Source organism: Rickettsia parkeri, assembly GCF_051427245.1.
GTDB classification, from domain to species: Bacteria; Pseudomonadota; Alphaproteobacteria; order Rickettsiales; family Rickettsiaceae; genus Rickettsia; species Rickettsia rickettsii.
On sequence record NZ_CP195774.1, the window covers coordinates 656,218 to 674,386 of the forward strand.

Sequence of the window (18,169 nt, forward strand, 5' to 3'; positions counted from 1 at the left end):
AAAAATTTTGAAGTGGCAGCATACAAGCCTCACTTATTAATGTCAACATAAATTAACATATTATTATAAATATTAATAAATGCTCATTATTATAATTTTCTTTCACAAAATCGCAATAAACTGTTATTAATATAAAAAAACCAATCTTAATCTAATATATGCGTTCTTTATTTGTAATAATTATATTCTTTCTAATGAGCAGTTGTAATTTAAAACCGGTATATAGTGAAAAATACAGTAGAAATAATGATTTAGAAGCTATTGAAGTTGAACCAATTCGAACAATTGAAGGGGCTGAGTTTTATCATCGTTTAACTAGTATTTTACCTCAGAAAGCACAAGCAAAATACCTGCTTAAAGTAAAGCTTATCGCAACAACTATGCCTGCTACTATTGAAAAAAACTCCAATGTTTTAAGGGAATATATTAATCAATTAGTTAGATATAAATTAATTGATATAGAAAGCCAAAAGGTTTTAATTGAAGAGAAGTTTTACCAAAACACGTCATATAATGCTATTTTTACACCATATGCGACAAATGTTGAAAGAGATAAAACAGGAATAGACTTGGCATATCAAGCAGCAGAAGAAATTCGTAGCAGATTAATTTTATATTTTACACGGAAATAGTTAAGTTATGAAATTTTATTTTTCACAAATAGGTAGATTATTTGAACTAATAACATCCGGAAAGATTAGAGCTCTTTTACTATATGGTCCTGATAAAGGTTATATAGAAAAAATTTGTAAGCATTTAGTACAAAGCTTAAATATGCTACAAACTTCTATAGAATACGCAGATCTTAATATTTCATCTTTAGAAATATTACTTAATTCGTCTAATTTTTTTGGTCAAAAAGAATTAATTAAAATTAGATCGGTTGGGAATTCAATCGATCAGAATTTAAAAACAATTCTAAACAGTGATTATATAAATTTTCCTGTATTTATAGGTGAAGAAATGACTTCTAGTGGGAGCATTAGAAAGTTTTTTGAAACGGAAGAATATTTAGCAGCAGTTGCTTGTTATCATGATGATGAAGCAAAAATTGAACGAATTATTTTAGGTAAAGTAGAAAAAACTAATAAAGTTATAAGTAAAGAAGCTATCACTTATTTAAAAGCTCATTTAAAAGGTGATCATGATTTAATTTGTAGCGAAATAAATAAATTAATATATTTTGTTCACGACGCACGCGAAATTACTTTAAACGACGTTCTAGAAGTTATAAGTAGCGAAATTACGGCAAACGGCAGTGATTTAGCAATGTATTTTTCAAAAAAAGATTATAGTAATTTTCTGCAAGAGCTTGATATATTAAAAAAACAAAATATCAATGAAGTTTTAATTATTAGAGCATTAATAAGGCATTATTTAAGTTTATATATAGTTTTGTCGAAAGTAAAAAACGGTGAGCGTTTGGAACTCGCAATAAAATCATTATCACCACCGATTTTCTATCAGTATATTAATGATTTTACGAAGATAGCAAACGGTCTTAGCCTCACTGAATGTCTAAAGACTTTAAAAGTGCTACAACAGGCAGAAGTGGATTATAAGTTAAATCCTGCTAGTTTCGATTTATTCCAAAGTATACTCCAAAGTAAATGAAGAGTAGACGAAGTTTAATTTGGAAAAGAGCAAGGAGACTATAAGGCGAGGAGCGGAGCGTATACTTAATACGTGAGCACCCTTAATACGTGAGCACCGTAGCTCTTATAAGATGACGTAGCCAATTTTTCAAATTAAACGAGTATACATTATGCCTAGACCTGATTTTTCTGACCCTGACAAACAAATTCACGAGATAATTAGAGTTAATCATGCCGGAGAATATGGTGCAAAAAGAATTTATCAAGGACAGCTAAAATATATTAAATCTCAAAATGATCGTATATTGATTAAAGAAATGCTTGACCACGAAGAAGTGCATTTAAATTATTTTGAAAAAAAATTACTGGAAAAAGAAGTGAGACCCACGTTTTTATTATTTTTTTGGCATCATTACGGATTTTTACTTGGTGCTTTATCTTCCTTGATGGGAATAAAAACGGCGATGCTTATTACCGAGAGTGTAGAAGAAGTAATAGAAAAACATTATGAACAGCAAATAAATTATTTAGAAAATAAAAATGTTGAGTCAGAATTATTAAATAATATTATTAAATTTCGACTTGATGAAATTGAACATAAAAATATTGCTATAATGAATGATAGTACTGAGGCAATATTTGCAGAAATAACTAGTAAAATAGTGAAGATAATTTGTCGTATCTCTATAATTTTAAGTAAGAAAATTTAGAGTTAACAACTTAATTAGTTAAAAAATCTAGAAATATTTTACTTCTAAGATATTAAGAAGATAATAAAAAAACATTAGTAATATTATTAGAAATGGTGATGAAAAGAAAAACTTTTTTTAAATTTGTTCTTTATTTTTTGCATTTGTATTTTTTAGAATTAATAAATAAAGGGGCCAGGGGTTAAGATCCGTTGCTGTAAGACAACAACCTCCATTATACTTCATGATTTTACTCACTTGTAATAATAGACTCCTGGCATAACTTAATATTAAGTTTTGACAGATGGGTCTTGCAACAATGGAGTTTAAACATTATTAGCGGTCTATATATTAGTTGAATAATATAAAGAGTCAAGAGATTTTAGTTGTCATTGATAATAAATAATGTAATTCTGAGTTGGGGGTATATTTTCTATATACTCTCCTTCTAGCATTTGCTTTTACATCAATAATAATTTATATTTATTTTCACTCATGCGAATAGCAGATTACTTTTGTAGTTTGTTATTGGTGATAATTAGGAAATATAAAATAACAATATGTAGCAATATGAGTCAAAAAATAATTTTAAATAATTCATATTCTATTACTAAATCGCACTTATTCCATATAGTAGACCCAAGCCCTTGGCCCGTCCTAACATCTTTTGCTTTACTTCTTTTGGTTATAGGCGGCGTCTCGTTCATGCATGGATACAAATTTAATATATATATTTTATCTGCAGGGATTATTTCAGTAGGTTACTGTTTATATTCTTGGTGGAGAGATATAGTGAAAGAAGGAATAGTCGAACATCAGCATACTAGTCCTGTTAGAAAAGGTTTGCAAATAGGTATGGCGTTATTTATCTTAACGGAAATAGTATTTTTTGGCGTATTTTTTGCTTCTTTTTTTAAATCAAGTCTATCACCCGTAGGTCTTTTAGACGGTGTATGGGTTGTAAAGCAGGGCATTTGGCCTCCACCTACAATTAAAACTTTTGAGCCGTTTGATATTCCTTTTATCAATACTTTAATACTACTCTTATCAGGTACGACCGTTACTTGGGCTCACTACGCCTTAGAAGAAAAAAATCAAAAAGATTGTGTAACTGCACTTGCTCTTACCATATTGCTTGGAATATTTTTTACAACTATGCAGGCATATGAATATTACCATGCGGCGTTTAAATTTACAGATGGTATATATGCTTCTAATTTTTATTTAGCCACGGGTTTTCATGGAGCTCATGTAATTATAGGTACTATATTTCTAATAGTTTGCTACTTTAGAGCAAAAAGAGGAGATTTTACTACAGAAGGTAATGGACATTTAGGGTTTGAATGTGCTGCATGGTACTGGCATTTTGTAGATGTGGTTTGGTTATTTTTATTTACGTTTGTTTATATATTTGGAAGTTAAATTATACTATATGTGATTATAATGTTACTTAAAATAAGTGTTTTTAAAATGTTTTTGCATATTAATTAAAATTGCATATATTTAGGAGTTGATTTATATATAAATAAACTGTACATTATTTTTCAAATACTAATTATTTTATTGAGGTAAAACATATGAGCTTTCCTATTCGTAAATTAAACGAAGAATTAATCGATTATAATCTATCATTACGCATATTATTTACTATTCTAAGCGTGGCTATTATTATGGTAGCTTTTGATAGCTTAGGTAATAATACGGTCGGCGATCCTGTAGGTAATGCATTATGTAGGGTAATTAGAGTATTCAGAGGCAATACTGCAAAAAGTATAGCTATTGTCGGTATAATTGTTCTGGGAGTTCAAACATTAAGAGGAAAATTGCAGTGGGAAGTAGCTTTAGTGGTAGTTACTGCAATCATTATATTATTTAAAGCTCCAGATATTGTTGATATGGTATCAAGTGATAGTAATACCTCAACTTGTGGTATTTCCTAATACACAAAAAAATTATTATATCTTTAGTAATACCCATAAGCTTCGGCTTATGGGTATTTTTATTTTTAAGTGATGTTGTTGCATAGCCCCTATGTCATTCCTGCAAAGGTAGGGACAAGACAACCTTAATATAGGTTACATATTTAATAAAAATAAACATATAAAAACAAGTTTTTATATGTTTTACTGGATTCCGCCTACGTGGGAATGACATCAATTGCCTTTATACTCAGGTCAACAGCAACATTCGTACAATACTCAATAGTGTTTTAATTGTTTTGATGGATCACGTGGTTAAACCACAGGATGACAGTAGATTTTGTCGGTCTATGCAACAACATCCTCACTTAAATAAAAGTCCTAATCTATTACCTATAACAATATCAATATATTTTGCTGTAATAGGGATCCCTTCAATATTCATTTCTAGATATATTGCTTGTTTTGCAGGGATTTTTGTTTGTAGTTTTGTAATTGATACATATTCATCTAAAGCTTGATTATTAGTATCCATTACTCTTACTTTGATTATAGGATCGGAAATTAAATAATCAGACTCATTAGATAATTTATAAAATATCTTCATACCGCCTATATGACGAGATTTGCCTAAATTAATTTCTTCTATCTTTAATTGATCATATTTATCTAAGAATTTAAAGCTATCTATTAGTAATATCACTAAACAAAAAATTATAAAGCTAGTCCATAATATTGGAAATATATTATATTTTTTCTTAGGAGGAATATACGGTAAAATAACCGGCACATTAGCATTGTAATGATTTTTAATAGGAGTTTTAATAGTTCCCGTGTTGACTTTATCTTTAAAGTCATTTAATGTACTAGTATTATAGTCTAATTTCTGATACCACAAATGGCTACATTTGGAACATTTTACTCGTCGTCCGTTAATACCTATTTGATTGCTTGTAACAATAAATCTTGTTTGGCAATTTGGGCAAGTAATATGCATAGTTAATTATAATTATTATGTTTGACTTCATGATAATCTCATTTATTATTTTTGGCAATAAAACAGTTAAAAGATATGTCCTCTCTTATTAAAGAAATTGAAGAAGCTTGGCAAATTAAGGACAAACTTCTTCAAGATTCTTCAAAGCTTATAACATTAAAGCAAACTCTTAATGATAGTATAGAAAGCTTAAATCAAGGTACGATTCGTGTGTGTGAAAAGCAAGAAAATAGTTGGCACGTTAATGAATGGGTAAAGAAAGCTATATTGCTATATTTTATCACTACGGAATCACAACTTTATAATAACAATTATAATAGTTGGTATGACAAAGTTGCTCCTAAATTTTCTGCAGATACTGATAAAAATACATTCAAAGAAGCAGCTATACGCAAAGTGCCCGGAGCTGTTGTTAGAACCGGTACTTATATAGCTAAAAATGTTGTAATTATGCCTTCTTTCATTAATATAGGTGCTTATATAGATGAGGGAACAATGATTGATACATGGGCTACTATCGGCTCATGTGCTCAAATCGGCAAGCATTGTCATATTTCAGGTGGCACGGGAATAGGTGGGGTGCTTGAGCCGTTGCAAGCAAAGCCTGTTATCATTGAAGATAATTGTTTTATCGGTGCAAGATCGGAAATAGCAGAAGGTGTAATAGTAGAGGAAGGAGCAGTAATTAGTATGGGGGTGTTTATCGGTAGCTCTACAAAAATAGTATACAGAGATACAGGTGAAATTATTTACGGCAGAATTCCGGCTTATTCCGTTGTAGTTCCAGGAGTATTACCTGCTAAGGAAGCCGGTAAGCCTGGACTTTATTGCGTAGTTATCGTAAAACAAGTCGATAAAACTACTAGAGCTAAAGTAAGCATAAATGATTTACTGAGATAGATAGATCAAGGTGAGCGTTCATGGGTTTTTCACTGTCACCCCGTAGCCTGACCACGGGGTCCAGGAAAAATAACTTCAATATTGTTACCTACACTACATGTTTAACAAAATAAACATATAAAAATAAATTTTTATATGTTTTACTGGATTCCGTGAATAAATCACGGGATGAAAGAGAGGAATAATAAGCCGCTTAATACCAGTGAAAGGTCACAGATCAATAATATCGCCGATTATACCATTAAGATATCCCTCTCTTTGTTGTTGTTCTGAAATATCTGTTTGTTGAATTGCGTTATTATTTGGGTTTCCTAAGAATATTGTATGCCATAAGCATTGCATCTCGTTGTTTTTGAGGATCACGTACAACACCAGCTGCTTTAAAATATGATTCTGCAGCATCTGTTTCCTGTTGTTTTTGAAAGCAAAGTTCGTTTCCTTGGGCCATATATAAATCATATTTTATAGGCTTTTCAGCATTATTTATAAGACTGTCATAACATTTTAATATAGAGTCTAATTTATTATTCTTTCTATAAAAGATGATAGCTGGGTCTTCACGTCCTAAGTTAAATAGCATATCGTCGATTTTATTGTACATTTCTTTAAGTTCTTCATTACATGTTAGAGCTTCATTATAATCTTCTGCTTCGCTCAATATATCGCCTATTTTAGAGTAGCAGCTAGCTATAGTTTGAGTCACTTCTGCTTTGTCTGAGTACTTATTTACACTCTATGGCTTCTTTATAATATTGCACTGGTTGATCGTGTTTAGGTTCTATATTTTTTATAGAAGATAGATAGTGATTTTGTATGAATCATATTTCAATTAAGGAACTATAGCAATCATTGGATTGAGACCAGATAACATTTCTTCAAATAATGATAATTCTTTAATTTGTAGGTTTAATACATATCGGTAAGCTTGAATAACCGGTTTATTGTCCGTGAATTTCTCAATAGAGTCTAAAATTTGCAATATTACCCCTATAAGGTTATTAGCTTGTTTGTTTAATATGATAGCTTGAAATTCTGATAATTGTGCTAATCCCTCAAAACAAGAAAGAGTTTTTTCTATAGCCGGTATTGTATTGGAGAACTTGGTAAATATGGTTTAATATAACCCTTATAGTTAAAAAATTTTGAGTAGTTAAGAGGTGTATATACATTAAAGTCTTCAAAAATTGATTGGATAGTATTAATTATACATTCTACATTTATCTGTATTTGTGTATGTAAATTTTCTATCAGACTTTCTTGTTCCTTTAACAATGAACTTAGCTGCTTTATCTCTAAATTTTGTACTCCTTTTTTCTCTTCTAGGTGTTTTAGTTCTAGAGAGAGGTTTATTCCCCCATTTTGAGAAGTAGGTTTGTAGAAAAATTTTATATCAGAGAATTCTAATATATCCTTGTTAATAGCAATGCTATTTTGTACATCGGTATAATGTTTTCATGATTATTTTCATTATGTTGTGTTATTACGCATATAACATTTCCTTTTAATTTTTTGTGTTCTTCTGTAGGAAAAATATTTTTAAAGTCGTCTATAATCCTGTTAAAGATACTAGGGGATTTTACGGTCTCTTCTTTTGCTACTATGATAAATTTTAATTTATCGGTCATTTGAACTAGCTTTTGAATGGAAAATACATTGATTAACTCTTGCACTGTATCGGGTACTCCGTTAGAGCATTCCCAAAATACTTTTTCTGCAATTTCAAATTTTTTGGGATCATATATAGCCGGTTCATATTTATGCTGAATTTCCGGCGTTGTTTCAAAATCAAATAATTTATCAAATGTAAATTCTTCACCGTTAATCTTAAGGTTGTTCTCAAGAGCATTTAAAAATGTGTTTTTTCCGCTATAAGGTAACCCTATTACTACTCTGTAGCTTCTGGTGTTTTTCCTGCTGGTATTAGTGAATAATTCACTTCAGTCAATGCATTGAGAATATTTGCTTTTAAAGCATCAAGAGCAGTTTCTTCTTCTGTGAAAGGTTTAATCTCAATTTCTGTGGGAATTTTAAATTTCATATATAACCGCTAATCTATTCTTTAATATAAATTTTTATACTGTCGCTTTCGCCGCTATCGCTGATAGCTCTAATAATAAATTCACCGGCTTTTGCTTTCCATATTACTGCTTCGTTTGGTTTCGCGGTTGCTATTAATTCATTTTCCACAAACCAAAAAATGTTGTTGGTTTTATTATCGCTAATCGCACTAAAAGTAATGTTATCACTATTTTTAATTGAATGTACGGAATTTTTTAACGGGTATATAATTTTAGGTTTTTGATGATGCCAATTTATCAACCTATTGCAATGGTTTGTAGGTATCGGTTTCGGTAATATATGTATTCCTGCTTTTTGATAAACCGCAAGCATATCTGTTGGCCATAAATTTACTGTTTTATATTCTGTTTGTCCTTTAATAAAGTTACAAGCAGGCATACCGGTTTTTAAATCTATCAACATTTTTCTATAAATACCGGATTGTTTTATCGGTGATTTGCCTTGAATGAATAAGGTTTCTGCTTTAACCGGACACATATCGTTATCGATATCTCCCGTATCTGCACAAACTCTTACTTTAGTAATATTTAGTGCATTAATTTTTGAAAGGATTAAATCCTCATCTTTATTTGGTCTAGCTATGGCTTCGATAATATTAAAGAATAAAGGGGCTGCAGCAATATTACCCGTAAATGTTCCGTGAGTTTGCCCTTTGAAATCCCCAACCTAAACAGCAAGTACGTATTTCCCGAATATGCCGACGCTAAGTGCATCTCTAAATGAGCTGGAAGTACCTGTTTTCCAATAAATCGGTAAGTTATGTCTTGTATTATTATAGGTAATAGGACGAGTCGTATCTTTTATAATATCAAGTGTTAAATAGCTTGCCTCGGGGGATAGTAGTACGGTGTCTGTGTCATCCTTGTCCTCTCCTGTGTCATTCCCGCGAAAGCGGGAATCCAGTAAATCATATGAAATTTTTGTTCCAACATTTAGGTAATTTTTTATGGATTCCTGCTTTCGCAGGAATGACATAGTAGAATCCAATACTTTTCTAAGCGGTTTATAAGTACCGAAATTAGCAAGCATAGCATAAAGAGTAGTTAACTCTTCAAGAGTAATTTCTGCTGTGCCGAGCACTATAGATAAACCGTAATTTTCAGGTTTTCGTAAGCCGCTAATTTTTGCTTGTTGTAAGAACTCATAAAAATTCGGGTTTTTTAACTTAGACGCTAGAAATATTACAGGTACGTTACGGCTCTTTATTAACGATTCTCTAGCACTTAAACCGCCTGCAAACCTACTATCAAAATTTTCCGGTTTATAATAATCATAGTAAGTAGGTGTATCCTTTAGTAAAGTTAACGGATGTATTAGTGATTGATCAAAACTAAGTGCATAGACAAACGGTTTTAAAGCTGAGCCTGGAGATCTATGGCTTTTAGTGCCGTTAATCTGTCCACAAATATCGTTATTAAAAAACTCTCCGGAGCCAATACTTGCAAGCACTTCCATAGTAGTAAAATCAATAAGAATTACGGAGGCATTATTAATGCCATATTTTTTCCGATCATTAATATATAGCCGAACTTGTTGTTCTATAGCAGCTTGCAGATTTTTATCTATAGTAGTGCGTATAATAGGGCTATCATTATTTGCTAGTATGTCTAAAGTAAAATGCGGTGCAATAAAAGGAAGCTTTTTATTTTGATTAAATTTAACCGGCAAACTAATTAACTTATTATAAATAATATCTTGTGGGTGAATCGTGAGCCACTCGGTAAATAGATATTTACGTGCTTTAAAAATATTAATATCATTCCCGCCTCTTTTAAGCGGATTTTGTGGGATTACTGCAAGGCTTAGAATATCGATCAAATTTAAATCTTTTAGGTCACGATTGAAGTAAATATAACTGCCGGCTGCTATCCCTTCAATATTACCGTAAGGCACTAGATTTAGATAAGCTTCTAGGATTTCATCTTTTGAATAATGTAGCTCTACATGAATATCTTTAATGATTTGATGTATTTTACCAAGAATAGTAGAAGAGTTTATTCCATATCTTAAACGTGCTACTTGCATTGTTATAGTAGAGCCGCCTATTTTACGATTATTCTGTAAATAAGTAGAATCAAAAGCTTTGGCTAAAGAAACGGGGTTAACGCCAAAATGCGCATAAAAATGCTTGTCTTCATATAATAGTACTGTTTCTATAAAACTTGCCGGTATTTCACGTATAGGAGTGAATATCCTATATTTATCGTCTTTAGAAAGCGAAATACGCATTAACTCGCCGTTTCGGTCAAATACTCTTTGTGAGAAACTTACGTCTTTAAGTAAAGGTGCAGGAGGAATAGCAAAATATAATATTATAATGCCGCTAATTGTAATAAAAAGTAATTTGGTTTTGAGAGACAAAGTAATATACCTTATGGTTTAATGTCATTCCCGTGTAGGTAAGAAAGCGCGGTTGCGTGGAACGATTTTTGCATCATTGCGAGGAAAAACTGCAAGTTTCGACTAAGCAATATTGGAACAATTCCTGAGATTGCCACGCTCACTAACGTTCGCTCGCAATGACGACTTGGGTATTCATGCGGGAATGACATCATTTTATATAACAATCATTATAAAGCATTTTAAAAATAATGAAAATTTTAATAATATAGCTTGCATGTATAGAAGTAATATCGTATAATGTGCTACGAGATTTTAATAAATTAACTAAACATTAACAAAAATAACATTTCCTATAAATACTAAAATATCATATAAAATCCATGTTACTATCCTATTTTATAACTCATCAATATAAATTTTTGACATAATAGATTATGTATCATTATCTTTAATAACAAAAAAGTATTAATATTTTAAGTAATAAATTTATTAAAGAGAAATTAGATATTATGGAAAAAATATTAAATCTATAAATTCTAAACTTACAAAATTATTCTTACTTAACTGTGCTAATGCTGCAATCCTTACCGCTGTGACCGGGGAAGCAAGAGCAGATATAGAAAATCTATGATATATTGAACCATGCTGCTGACTACCAAATATTAACTCCTGCTCAAAAGCTTAATGTTATAAAAGGAATTCAGGACCGTACAGATTTTGGTGACCTTGTTGACGATCTTATGCCGGGGGAAAGAAGATTATTCAATAACGCAATAATAGAAGTCACTAGACTTCAAGCAGTTGTTCCTGTACTTAACGGTGCTAGAGAAAGAAGAGAAGCACGTGCAGCCGGTGTTGAAGTTGTTGATTTAACAGGTAATACAGCAGTAGAAACAGGACGTAACGAGCAAGAGATGGCTCTAGAAAATAGACTTCAAGTATTGGAAATCCTTGCTAAAGCTGAAGGGGCAAATGCTGTCAGTATTAACGATAAAATTAAAAAGGCTATAAATTTTATAACATAGAAAATTTAAATACACCTTTGGAGCAGTTAAAATATATAGCTATGACAGGCGGTGTAGATGCTAATGACGATTTAAAAGTTGTAAATAATCTGTAAGAAGCATCTATATTAATGCTAAATACTCTGAATCAGGAAACAGCCCTTTTAAATAAGTTTAAAAGCGTAGCTACTCCGGAAGCAAAACATAAATTATTAGATCAATTTAAAAACTATGTTAATCAAAACTTAGTTGAGCTTGAGTCTAAACAATCTAGTATTCCCATAAGACAATCCGTAATGAAGTTAGCTGATCCTGCAATAGTAGTTAATTATTGAGAGCAGATGGCTAAATTAAAAGAAGCATATATTGATAACGGTAAAATTAAGATAGTGAATGAAAACGATAAGGTAGTTGATGAGCAAGGTCTAAAAAGTTATAACAAGATTTTAAAAGATGCCGGTTTAATAACTAAAGATTTGGATGGTAAGAAAATGCAGGCATTGATAAATAATTTCGATGCTTTAAACAATGAGTGATCTGGCACTTGTCCTAAAAAAGACTGTAGGTGAAATAAGAATAGATAATGAGGGTCTAGTAGGTCTTGTAATATAGCACCTCAAGCAATGGCAGGAGTAGTACCGCCTCCTCCACCTCTACCGGGTGGAGTAGCAGCTCCTCCTCCGGCAGGTGTAGGTATAAGACTTGCAATAGCTAGGGATATAGCAAATCTAGATGCCATAGGTGATGATGAACTAAAATTAGCAGGTTATAAATCTAAAGGCAAAAGAAGATGCTGCATTAAGAGGAAGAATAGCTGCACCGGCACCGGTTGTAGGCAGAGCAGTCGCAGAAGTTCTTGTAGCTCCGAATACTTTAGACAGAATATTTCATAATGAGATGTATTTAGCTAAAAATAATGGAAATCCCGGAAAGCTAGAAGTAAGAACATTAGATTAGGTGCAGAAACAGATTTAGGGATTACTATCAAAACACTTTTAACTTTAGAAGAAAGGAAAAGTTCACTTGAGTCTTTAACATTATTTTCAGAAGCAAAGCCTGATAAAGCACAATTAATGATAAAAGCTGAGAATATTTGGAATAGACTAAAAGATGATGATGTAATAAAGCAAATTTCAAGGCAAGCTTTAACTTTAAATAATAAAATAGCCAACAAGGAATTTTTTAAAGAGCTATTTAATGAAGAAGAACATAATGCAATAGACCGTTAAACTATACTTTTGATAAATTACCGCTGGACTTACAAAATCATATTACGGCAAGAAGTACTGAAATAAAAATAAAATATGAACTACAAGATAAGAAAACAGTTATATCAAGAATAGATTATATTGCTAAAAATGAAAATGTTTTAGGAGCAAATTCTTTAAATAATGAAATAGAGATAAAATTTTCCGATGTACTAGATCTAGCTCCTAATAAAGGAGAAGTACACGATAATATAGCCCTTACTCCTAAAGCAAACAAAGTAAATACTCAAATAAATAATTGGATTAATAACAATATTGTTAATTTAACAGTGGAAAGTAATATAGATAGAGGCTAACATTTTTACACAATAAAGCTGTACCGGCAACATTATCAAGAATTTATGAAACGGCAGTTGATACTAATGCTAGATTACTAAGAAAAGTTTTAGCCGATAATGCAGCTGGTTTATCTAAAGCTTCTAAAACCATTACAGAGAAAAATATAACAGACGCCGTACAAAATAATTTTAATGCAAAAATGAAAGCTTTAATACCTAATACTAAAGATTTCTTAAAAGAGGAAAATTTCTTAATATAATTAAGTGATGAGAAAATAGAAGCGGTATTAAGAAGGAGTAAAGCTGCTAATACCCCTGTTATTGCACCAGTAATAGTGGTAGCAGGTGGACTGCCACTACCTACGAGGATAGGATATAATGGGCTTGGTATGGACGGTTTAGTCAGAAAGAGGAACAGTCTAAAGCCTATCGTAAATCTTTTTCCTAAAAAAAATGCTGCGGTTGCAGTGGCAGTAGCTTATATTGCTCCTACTTCTAAAATAGGGGAAAAAATACGAAACCGTTGTTCAAGCTATAGCAGCTTCAGTTGACACGGATTTAAAAAGAGAGTTAGCAATAAAGACTCAAGGAAAGGAAAAACTAAAAGCATTAATTGTAGAAGAAGTTTTTGAGAAATATACAACTAAAAATGCAGATGCACTTGATGGTAATATAAATCAATTAGCTCAAGCTATAAAAGAAGGAATCAATATTGAGTTCATAGGTCCTAAAAGAGAAGTAGCAAGTGGTATAGATCAGGAAACAAGAAATCTATATGTTAGAATGAATCAAGATGCAGGATTAATGCAGCAACTTAAAGCGAATAATTCTAGGTTAGCAGCAATTATAGAAGCGGTAGCTGTAAATGAAGCAGAAGTTGCTACAAGACATCCTGAGTCAGCAGCAGCACAAGCAGTAGCAAATGGAGACGTAAGCTATGGTGGAGTAGTTGTAGTAGCTCCTGCTGTTGCTTTTGTGGTTCCTGTTGCACCGTTGGTTTTACCGGCAGATCCTGAAGAGGATGCAGAAGAGGTAATAGCTGTTCCTGCAGTTGCAGCTCCATTAGCACCGGCACCGGTAGTTATTAATATGGAAGATGTAGGGGTAGTTCCGCCTCCGGTGGAAGAAGTTCCACATACTGGTGCAGAAATTATGATTGTTCAACGTATAGAGAGGATTGTTCCTTTATAGGGCAATATTGAAGGCTTTGATGATAAAGATGATGATTTTAACATTGAAGAAGATTATGAAAATGATGATTATAATATAATACAGGAGCGAACAAAAGTAGAAGTATCTAGTAGTACAAATAAATCAGAATCTAAGGATTCTGAAGTTAGCCTTGAAAACTCGAAGCAAGAGGAAGCTAGACAAGAAGAGGAGGCAAAAGTAGTTGCTTCTATAAAGGAAGCCGCAGAAGCAAGCATTGCTGAAGCTGTAAGAGTTGAAGCTGCTGAAGTTGTAGAAATGCAAAATGCAGTAAAACAAGACGAAGAAATGATTGGAGCAATATATAATCCGATTCATGATATCACTCAAATGAGCTGTAATATTATATCGCATAGAATGTTCTCTAGTGCTGTGGTTGCTGCGGGTGATGAAGATGAAAAAGTGTTAGATAAAAGCCTTTGGATTGCAGGTACTTACGGTACTAATACGCAAAAAGGTTTTGCCGGTTATAAAAGTCATGTTGCGGGTGGTACTATAGGTTTTGATATTGGTTCTGATAACTACAAAGATTTAGTCGGTATTGCTTATACTAAATTGGATTCAAAGTTTAAATCTAACGGTAGCAGGTCAAATACTAATATCGATAGCCATATCGTAACTTTATACGGACAAAAAGAATTACCGAAAAACTTTATGATACAAGCTATGTTTGCTTACAATCATAATATAGTAAAGAGTAAATCAACCGTTTAGGTACTATTGCAACCGGTAAATATAAGGATAATAATTATAACTTTGAAACTTTATTAAGTTATAATCATCTTATGAATGGTGATATTACTCTTACTCCAAATCTTGGTATAAGATACGGCCACTCTAAAGACGATACATATCAAGAAAGTGATGTTGTAGGTATTCAGCATTTGAGTATTGCTTCTAAAAGTAGCATTTATAGAGCGGTATTTTAGGCGGTAAGGTAGTTCTTTAGCACCGCAGAAAATAGCTGAAGGTTTCAGTGTTATGCCTGCACTTCAAGCATCTGTAGAACATTACTTAATGATAATAGTAAAAAACTTAATGCTAAAGTAAAATGGAAAGATAGAGAAGCTAATGAAACTATCGCATTACCGAAGCAACATAAAGTCGCTTATAATATCGGTGCTAGCGTTTTAACTGAAAAAGATAATGTAAGCGTATTACTTGAATATCACTGTCATTTACAAAAGAAATATCAAAGCTATCAAGGCTTTGTGAAGTTGAAAGTGAAGTTATAACAGCCAAAATCGTCATTGCAAGAAAAAACTGTAAGTTTTGACGAAGCAATCCAGTAAAAAATGCTAATTTATAGCATTTTTTTTATTTTTTGTGGATTACCACGCAGCCTACGGCTGCTCGCAATGACGATTATGGATCCACGCTAGCAATGCACTCCCAAGAGTCGTAAATAATACTTATTACTCGTCTCTTACTACTAACACTGATATATCTGAATGACGGACGATTTTAGAAGCATTAGGTCCAAGCATATAATCTTTTAATTGTAGTCTGACTGCAGAGATTATGATTAAATCGGCTTTAATTTCATTAGAGTGCTTAATTATTTCATCATAAACGGCACCGCTACCTATATAATAATCTGTTTCAATTTCATCAGGAATATATTGTTTGATAAGCTCTTTAATTTGAGCTTTATACTTTTCTTTTTTCTCTGTTCTCCAATGTTTAGGTAAATAATCTTCAAACATTTTCGTACCGAATTCAGGAATTACATACATAAAATGTAATTTTGCTTGAAAGTTCGTCGCAAGCATTAAAGCCTTAGAAAGAATACCTTTTATAGATTTTTTATCATTTAAATCTATAGGTATCAGTATATTTTTAAATATAGTATTTTCAGACATAAGATATTGTTAGTTTTTGTTTCTTACTGAATCATGTTTTGGTAGAACAAAATTTTTAGTATCGGCGAAATAGTTAATGTCCAGGTTATTTAATAAGTAATTAGAAAGTTTAAAATTTGCTACGTTTCTATGAAAAGCTCCGATAAATTTATCTAAAATATCACGATTTGCCTCATCTCTAGTTACTAGGATTGCCGATACTTTTACTGTAGTTTGATTATCGGTAATCCCTGGATATAAGCCCTTATGAAGTATGGCTTTATGAAAAGCTCTATTTTGTTTTATTAATTCCGTTATTTTATCATTGTCAATAGAAATGAAATCAATTTTACACTTATTAGCTATTAAATTTACTAAGGGGTTAGAATGTCCAACCATCATTATTATAGCATCTATTTCCTTATTACAGAATTGATCACTAGAATCTTCATAATTAATGTGTAGCTCTTCAGGTTCCTTAGCAAATTTATATAAAGAACGTACGATATCATAAGTAATATGACTACTGGAAAATGCTGGACCGTTAGTTATTTTTTTTCCGTCAATATCAGCAAAACCTTTTATTTTATCCTCATCTTTTACAATAACCGTAAAAAACTCATCATGTAGATTAAGCACCTGACGTAAATTTTGCATTTTTTCTTGATCGTGATAATAACCTATGCCCTCATATGCTTCTACTGCAATATTAGCTTGCACTAGGGCTAAATCAATTTTGCCTTGTTGTAATAATTTTAAATTTTCTATACTACCGTTTGTTGCAACAACTTCGCATTTAATATGTTCATTATTTTTATCGTCATTTGTAATAGTCTTGCATAAATCAAGTCCAATAGCATAATATCCTTTTAAAATAGAGCCGGTACCGATTTTAATGACTTTTGGAGCAGCATAAATATTACTGCAAATAAGAAATATGCTAATAATAGTCGCTAGTTTAAAATTGTTCATAAAGCTAATTTGAATTATTTGTGGTATTTTGGTCTTCTTTATGTTCACCAAGTTTTAGTTCTAATAAATTAATAGCACCGATATTTATTCCTTTGTCTGAAAACTCAATATCAAACTTAGCTTTTTCTATATTTTTGTAAGCCGAATTTGAATCATTTTGCTCTGTATTTAATTGCATGTCGGAAGCTTTATTAATTGCTTTAGCAATAATTGTTTTAATTAGTTTCTTAGAAAAAATAATATTATTCGGTAATAATTTATCAACTATGGAATTATAATTTTCTAGCTCAAAATATAGTTTTCCTTTCGGTAATTTATTGGCAAAGAGTTGTAAATCACCGTTTAAATTAATTTTAGAATCATTATCACAAGTAAAAATAAATCTTTCTATATTAAAATCTTGTAAAATAGCTGAATCTTCTCCGTCTTCAGCAAATTTTAAAGAAGCAGCAATATCTAAATTAGCATTTTTAAAATTCAAAATATCTTTTTCTGAATAATAATTCATGTTTAAAAATAAGGATATATTTTCCTCACTTGCTAAATTCTGTTTTCTTATAAGAAATGCTAAATCATTAATTTTAAAGATTTCTTGATTATCTTTAAATATCAATAATGCTTTATTATTTAACTGAATTGATTTTAATATTTCTTTTAAATTATCATCTTTTGATATTTTATATAAAGGTTTATTAAATTTTCCTATACCCTTTATGTCATCATCGCTGCGTACATCATAGGTAAATGTTTTGTCGCCGTAATTATCGACTTCTCTAATAAAAGGACCGAAATTAAGAGCGGCTCTTTTAGTACTAAAAGCTATATTTAGGACAATATTTTCGCATGTAAATTCTTTAGAATTTACATGATCAATTAATTTTACTTTAGGATCCGTTACGGTAATTTTCCAATTAAAAGGATAGCCTGAAAACTTAACTACATTATAAGATATTTTAAGATTATCGGATTCAGAATTCGTCATTAAACTTACAACGTTATTTTTTATAGTATATGCAGTTGCAAACCATATTATAGTAAAGGCTAAAAACACAAAAAGAAGTATTTTACGTATCAC

General features: G+C 31.3%; 22 protein-coding genes and 2 pseudogenes. 15 read left to right on the forward strand and 9 right to left on the reverse strand.

Features of this window, described 5'->3' with window-relative positions; translation table 11 throughout:
- The first annotated feature begins 158 nt into the window (after nucleotides 1–158).
- From ACSFFC_RS03680 to ACSFFC_RS03700, 5 genes are all read left to right on the forward strand, one after another.
- Nucleotides 159–632: a hypothetical protein gene (locus tag ACSFFC_RS03680; RefSeq protein WP_012719454.1), complete on the forward strand. Its 474-nt coding sequence runs from the start codon at nucleotides 159–161 to the stop codon at nucleotides 630–632.
- 7 nt (nucleotides 633–639) lie between these two features.
- The gene (gene holA / locus ACSFFC_RS03685; RefSeq protein ID WP_014410420.1) at nucleotides 640–1,614 is read left to right on the forward strand and encodes a DNA polymerase III subunit delta; all 975 of its coding nucleotides are present in this window, start codon (nucleotides 640–642) and stop codon (nucleotides 1,612–1,614) included.
- Nucleotides 1,615–1,765: 151 nt separating this feature from the next.
- Nucleotides 1,766–2,305 carry a demethoxyubiquinone hydroxylase family protein gene (locus ACSFFC_RS03690; protein ID WP_012719456.1) on the forward strand — a complete coding sequence of 180 codons (540 nt, stop codon included), beginning with the start codon at nucleotides 1,766–1,768 and terminating at the stop codon, nucleotides 2,303–2,305.
- 549 nt (nucleotides 2,306–2,854) lie between these two features.
- Complete coding sequence (locus ACSFFC_RS03695; RefSeq protein ID WP_014410421.1) at nucleotides 2,855–3,706, forward strand: cytochrome c oxidase subunit 3; 852 nt, start codon at nucleotides 2,855–2,857, stop codon at nucleotides 3,704–3,706.
- 155 nt (nucleotides 3,707–3,861) lie between these two features.
- Entirely contained in the window at nucleotides 3,862–4,224 is a 363-nt protein-coding gene (locus ACSFFC_RS03700; RefSeq protein WP_014410422.1) for a TrbC/VirB2 family type IV secretion system protein, read from the forward strand.
- Nucleotides 4,225–4,567: 343 nt separating this feature from the next.
- Here ACSFFC_RS03700 and ACSFFC_RS03705 read toward each other — a convergent pair whose 3' ends face one another.
- The gene (locus ACSFFC_RS03705; protein WP_010976905.1) at nucleotides 4,568–5,200 is read right to left on the reverse strand and encodes an MJ0042-type zinc finger domain-containing protein; all 633 of its coding nucleotides are present in this window, start codon (nucleotides 5,198–5,200) and stop codon (nucleotides 4,568–4,570) included.
- A 75-nt stretch (nucleotides 5,201–5,275) separates the two neighbouring features.
- Here ACSFFC_RS03705 and dapD point away from each other — a divergent pair, with 75 nt between their 5' ends.
- Nucleotides 5,276–6,100: a 2,3,4,5-tetrahydropyridine-2,6-dicarboxylate N-succinyltransferase gene (dapD, locus tag ACSFFC_RS03710; RefSeq protein ID WP_012719460.1), complete on the forward strand. Its 825-nt coding sequence runs from the start codon at nucleotides 5,276–5,278 to the stop codon at nucleotides 6,098–6,100.
- Between the two features lie 298 nt (nucleotides 6,101–6,398).
- Here the strand turns inward: dapD and ACSFFC_RS03715 are convergent, their stop codons facing one another.
- The 5 genes and pseudogenes from ACSFFC_RS03715 to pbpC all read right to left on the reverse strand — a co-directional run bounded on the left by ACSFFC_RS03715 (nucleotide 6,399) and on the right by pbpC (nucleotide 10,540).
- Nucleotides 6,399–6,803, reverse strand: coding sequence for a hypothetical protein (locus ACSFFC_RS03715; RefSeq protein ID WP_014410423.1), 405 nt, complete (start codon nucleotides 6,801–6,803; stop codon nucleotides 6,399–6,401).
- A 126-nt stretch (nucleotides 6,804–6,929) separates the two neighbouring features.
- Entirely contained in the window at nucleotides 6,930–7,079 is a 150-nt protein-coding gene (locus ACSFFC_RS03720) for a hypothetical protein (protein WP_155813489.1), read from the reverse strand.
- Nucleotides 7,080–7,500: 421 nt separating this feature from the next.
- Nucleotides 7,501–7,770 carry a hypothetical protein gene (locus ACSFFC_RS03725; protein WP_014410424.1) on the reverse strand — a complete coding sequence of 90 codons (270 nt, stop codon included), beginning with the start codon at nucleotides 7,768–7,770 and terminating at the stop codon, nucleotides 7,501–7,503.
- A gap of 215 nt (nucleotides 7,771–7,985) precedes the next feature.
- Complete coding sequence (locus ACSFFC_RS03730; protein WP_004996517.1) at nucleotides 7,986–8,138, reverse strand: hypothetical protein; 153 nt, start codon at nucleotides 8,136–8,138, stop codon at nucleotides 7,986–7,988.
- Nucleotides 8,139–8,152: 14 nt separating this feature from the next.
- Nucleotides 8,153–10,540, reverse strand: a pseudogene (gene pbpC / locus ACSFFC_RS03735) (penicillin-binding protein 1C).
- A gap of 574 nt (nucleotides 10,541–11,114) precedes the next feature.
- Here pbpC and ACSFFC_RS03740 point away from each other — a divergent pair.
- The 9 genes and pseudogenes from ACSFFC_RS03740 to ACSFFC_RS03780 all read left to right on the forward strand — a co-directional run bounded on the left by ACSFFC_RS03740 (nucleotide 11,115) and on the right by ACSFFC_RS03780 (nucleotide 15,210).
- A pseudogene (locus ACSFFC_RS03740) lies at nucleotides 11,115–11,547 on the forward strand (cell surface protein).
- A 110-nt stretch (nucleotides 11,548–11,657) separates the two neighbouring features.
- Entirely contained in the window at nucleotides 11,658–11,861 is a 204-nt protein-coding gene (locus ACSFFC_RS03745) for a hypothetical protein (RefSeq protein WP_004996507.1), read from the forward strand.
- 6 nt (nucleotides 11,862–11,867) lie between these two features.
- Complete coding sequence (locus ACSFFC_RS03750; protein ID WP_016926024.1) at nucleotides 11,868–12,062, forward strand: hypothetical protein; 195 nt, start codon at nucleotides 11,868–11,870, stop codon at nucleotides 12,060–12,062.
- A gap of 87 nt (nucleotides 12,063–12,149) precedes the next feature.
- Entirely contained in the window at nucleotides 12,150–12,419 is a 270-nt protein-coding gene (locus ACSFFC_RS03755; RefSeq protein ID WP_014410427.1) for a hypothetical protein, read from the forward strand.
- A gap of 180 nt (nucleotides 12,420–12,599) precedes the next feature.
- Complete coding sequence (locus ACSFFC_RS03760; RefSeq protein WP_004996505.1) at nucleotides 12,600–12,755, forward strand: hypothetical protein; 156 nt, start codon at nucleotides 12,600–12,602, stop codon at nucleotides 12,753–12,755.
- A 652-nt stretch (nucleotides 12,756–13,407) separates the two neighbouring features.
- The gene (locus tag ACSFFC_RS03765; protein WP_014410429.1) at nucleotides 13,408–13,623 is read left to right on the forward strand and encodes a hypothetical protein; all 216 of its coding nucleotides are present in this window, start codon (nucleotides 13,408–13,410) and stop codon (nucleotides 13,621–13,623) included.
- Between the two features lie 232 nt (nucleotides 13,624–13,855).
- A complete protein-coding gene (locus ACSFFC_RS03770) occupies nucleotides 13,856–14,263 on the forward strand; it encodes a hypothetical protein (RefSeq protein WP_014410430.1) in 408 nt (135 codons plus the stop codon).
- Nucleotides 14,264–14,539: 276 nt separating this feature from the next.
- The gene (locus ACSFFC_RS03775; protein WP_014410431.1) at nucleotides 14,540–14,995 is read left to right on the forward strand and encodes an autotransporter outer membrane beta-barrel domain-containing protein; all 456 of its coding nucleotides are present in this window, start codon (nucleotides 14,540–14,542) and stop codon (nucleotides 14,993–14,995) included.
- A 5-nt stretch (nucleotides 14,996–15,000) separates the two neighbouring features.
- Nucleotides 15,001–15,210 carry an autotransporter outer membrane beta-barrel domain-containing protein gene (locus tag ACSFFC_RS03780; RefSeq protein ID WP_081497762.1) on the forward strand — a complete coding sequence of 70 codons (210 nt, stop codon included), beginning with the start codon at nucleotides 15,001–15,003 and terminating at the stop codon, nucleotides 15,208–15,210.
- A 486-nt stretch (nucleotides 15,211–15,696) separates the two neighbouring features.
- On the opposite strand, the gene ACSFFC_RS03785 is transcribed toward ACSFFC_RS03780, so the two are convergent.
- From ACSFFC_RS03785 to ACSFFC_RS03795, 3 genes are read right to left on the reverse strand one after another with little or no spacing between them, the layout of a single operon-like run.
- Nucleotides 15,697–16,143 (reverse strand): universal stress protein, encoded by a 447-nt coding sequence (locus ACSFFC_RS03785; RefSeq protein WP_012736528.1) that lies wholly within the window; start codon nucleotides 16,141–16,143, stop codon nucleotides 15,697–15,699.
- A gap of 9 nt (nucleotides 16,144–16,152) precedes the next feature.
- Entirely contained in the window at nucleotides 16,153–17,094 is a 942-nt protein-coding gene (locus ACSFFC_RS03790; protein WP_014410433.1) for a TAXI family TRAP transporter solute-binding subunit, read from the reverse strand.
- A gap of 4 nt (nucleotides 17,095–17,098) precedes the next feature.
- Nucleotides 17,099–18,169, reverse strand: coding sequence for an RP198 family tick cell line-upregulated protein (locus tag ACSFFC_RS03795; RefSeq protein WP_014410434.1), 1,071 nt, complete (start codon nucleotides 18,167–18,169; stop codon nucleotides 17,099–17,101).

What these genes read in the sequence shown, in the direction of transcription:
- ACSFFC_RS03790 (WP_014410433.1), bottom strand. Translation starts at nt 17,094, where the DNA reads ATGAACAATTTTAAACTAGCGACTATTATTAGCATATTTCTTATTTGC.
- ACSFFC_RS03785 (WP_012736528.1), bottom strand. Translation starts at nt 16,143, where the DNA reads ATGTCTGAAAATACTATATTTAAAAATATACTGATACCTATAGATTTA.
- ACSFFC_RS03760 (WP_004996505.1), top strand. Translation starts at nt 12,600, where the DNA reads ATGATAAAAGCTGAGAATATTTGGAATAGACTAAAAGATGATGATGTA.
- ACSFFC_RS03695 (WP_014410421.1), top strand. Translation starts at nt 2,855, where the DNA reads ATGAGTCAAAAAATAATTTTAAATAATTCATATTCTATTACTAAATCG.
- dapD (WP_012719460.1), top strand. Translation starts at nt 5,276, where the DNA reads ATGTCCTCTCTTATTAAAGAAATTGAAGAAGCTTGGCAAATTAAGGAC.
- ACSFFC_RS03745 (WP_004996507.1), top strand. Translation starts at nt 11,658, where the DNA reads ATGCTAAATACTCTGAATCAGGAAACAGCCCTTTTAAATAAGTTTAAA.
- ACSFFC_RS03700 (WP_014410422.1), top strand. Translation starts at nt 3,862, where the DNA reads ATGAGCTTTCCTATTCGTAAATTAAACGAAGAATTAATCGATTATAAT.
- ACSFFC_RS03750 (WP_016926024.1), top strand. Translation starts at nt 11,868, where the DNA reads ATGGCTAAATTAAAAGAAGCATATATTGATAACGGTAAAATTAAGATA.
- ACSFFC_RS03705 (WP_010976905.1), bottom strand. Translation starts at nt 5,200, where the DNA reads ATGCATATTACTTGCCCAAATTGCCAAACAAGATTTATTGTTACAAGC.
- ACSFFC_RS03730 (WP_004996517.1), bottom strand. Translation starts at nt 8,138, where the DNA reads ATGAAATTTAAAATTCCCACAGAAATTGAGATTAAACCTTTCACAGAA.
- ACSFFC_RS03770 (WP_014410430.1), top strand. Translation starts at nt 13,856, where the DNA reads ATGAATCAAGATGCAGGATTAATGCAGCAACTTAAAGCGAATAATTCT.
- ACSFFC_RS03690 (WP_012719456.1), top strand. Translation starts at nt 1,766, where the DNA reads ATGCCTAGACCTGATTTTTCTGACCCTGACAAACAAATTCACGAGATA.
- ACSFFC_RS03775 (WP_014410431.1), top strand. Translation starts at nt 14,540, where the DNA reads ATGCAAAATGCAGTAAAACAAGACGAAGAAATGATTGGAGCAATATAT.
- ACSFFC_RS03755 (WP_014410427.1), top strand. Translation starts at nt 12,150, where the DNA reads ATGGCAGGAGTAGTACCGCCTCCTCCACCTCTACCGGGTGGAGTAGCA.
- holA (WP_014410420.1), top strand. Translation starts at nt 640, where the DNA reads ATGAAATTTTATTTTTCACAAATAGGTAGATTATTTGAACTAATAACA.
- ACSFFC_RS03680 (WP_012719454.1), top strand. Translation starts at nt 159, where the DNA reads ATGCGTTCTTTATTTGTAATAATTATATTCTTTCTAATGAGCAGTTGT.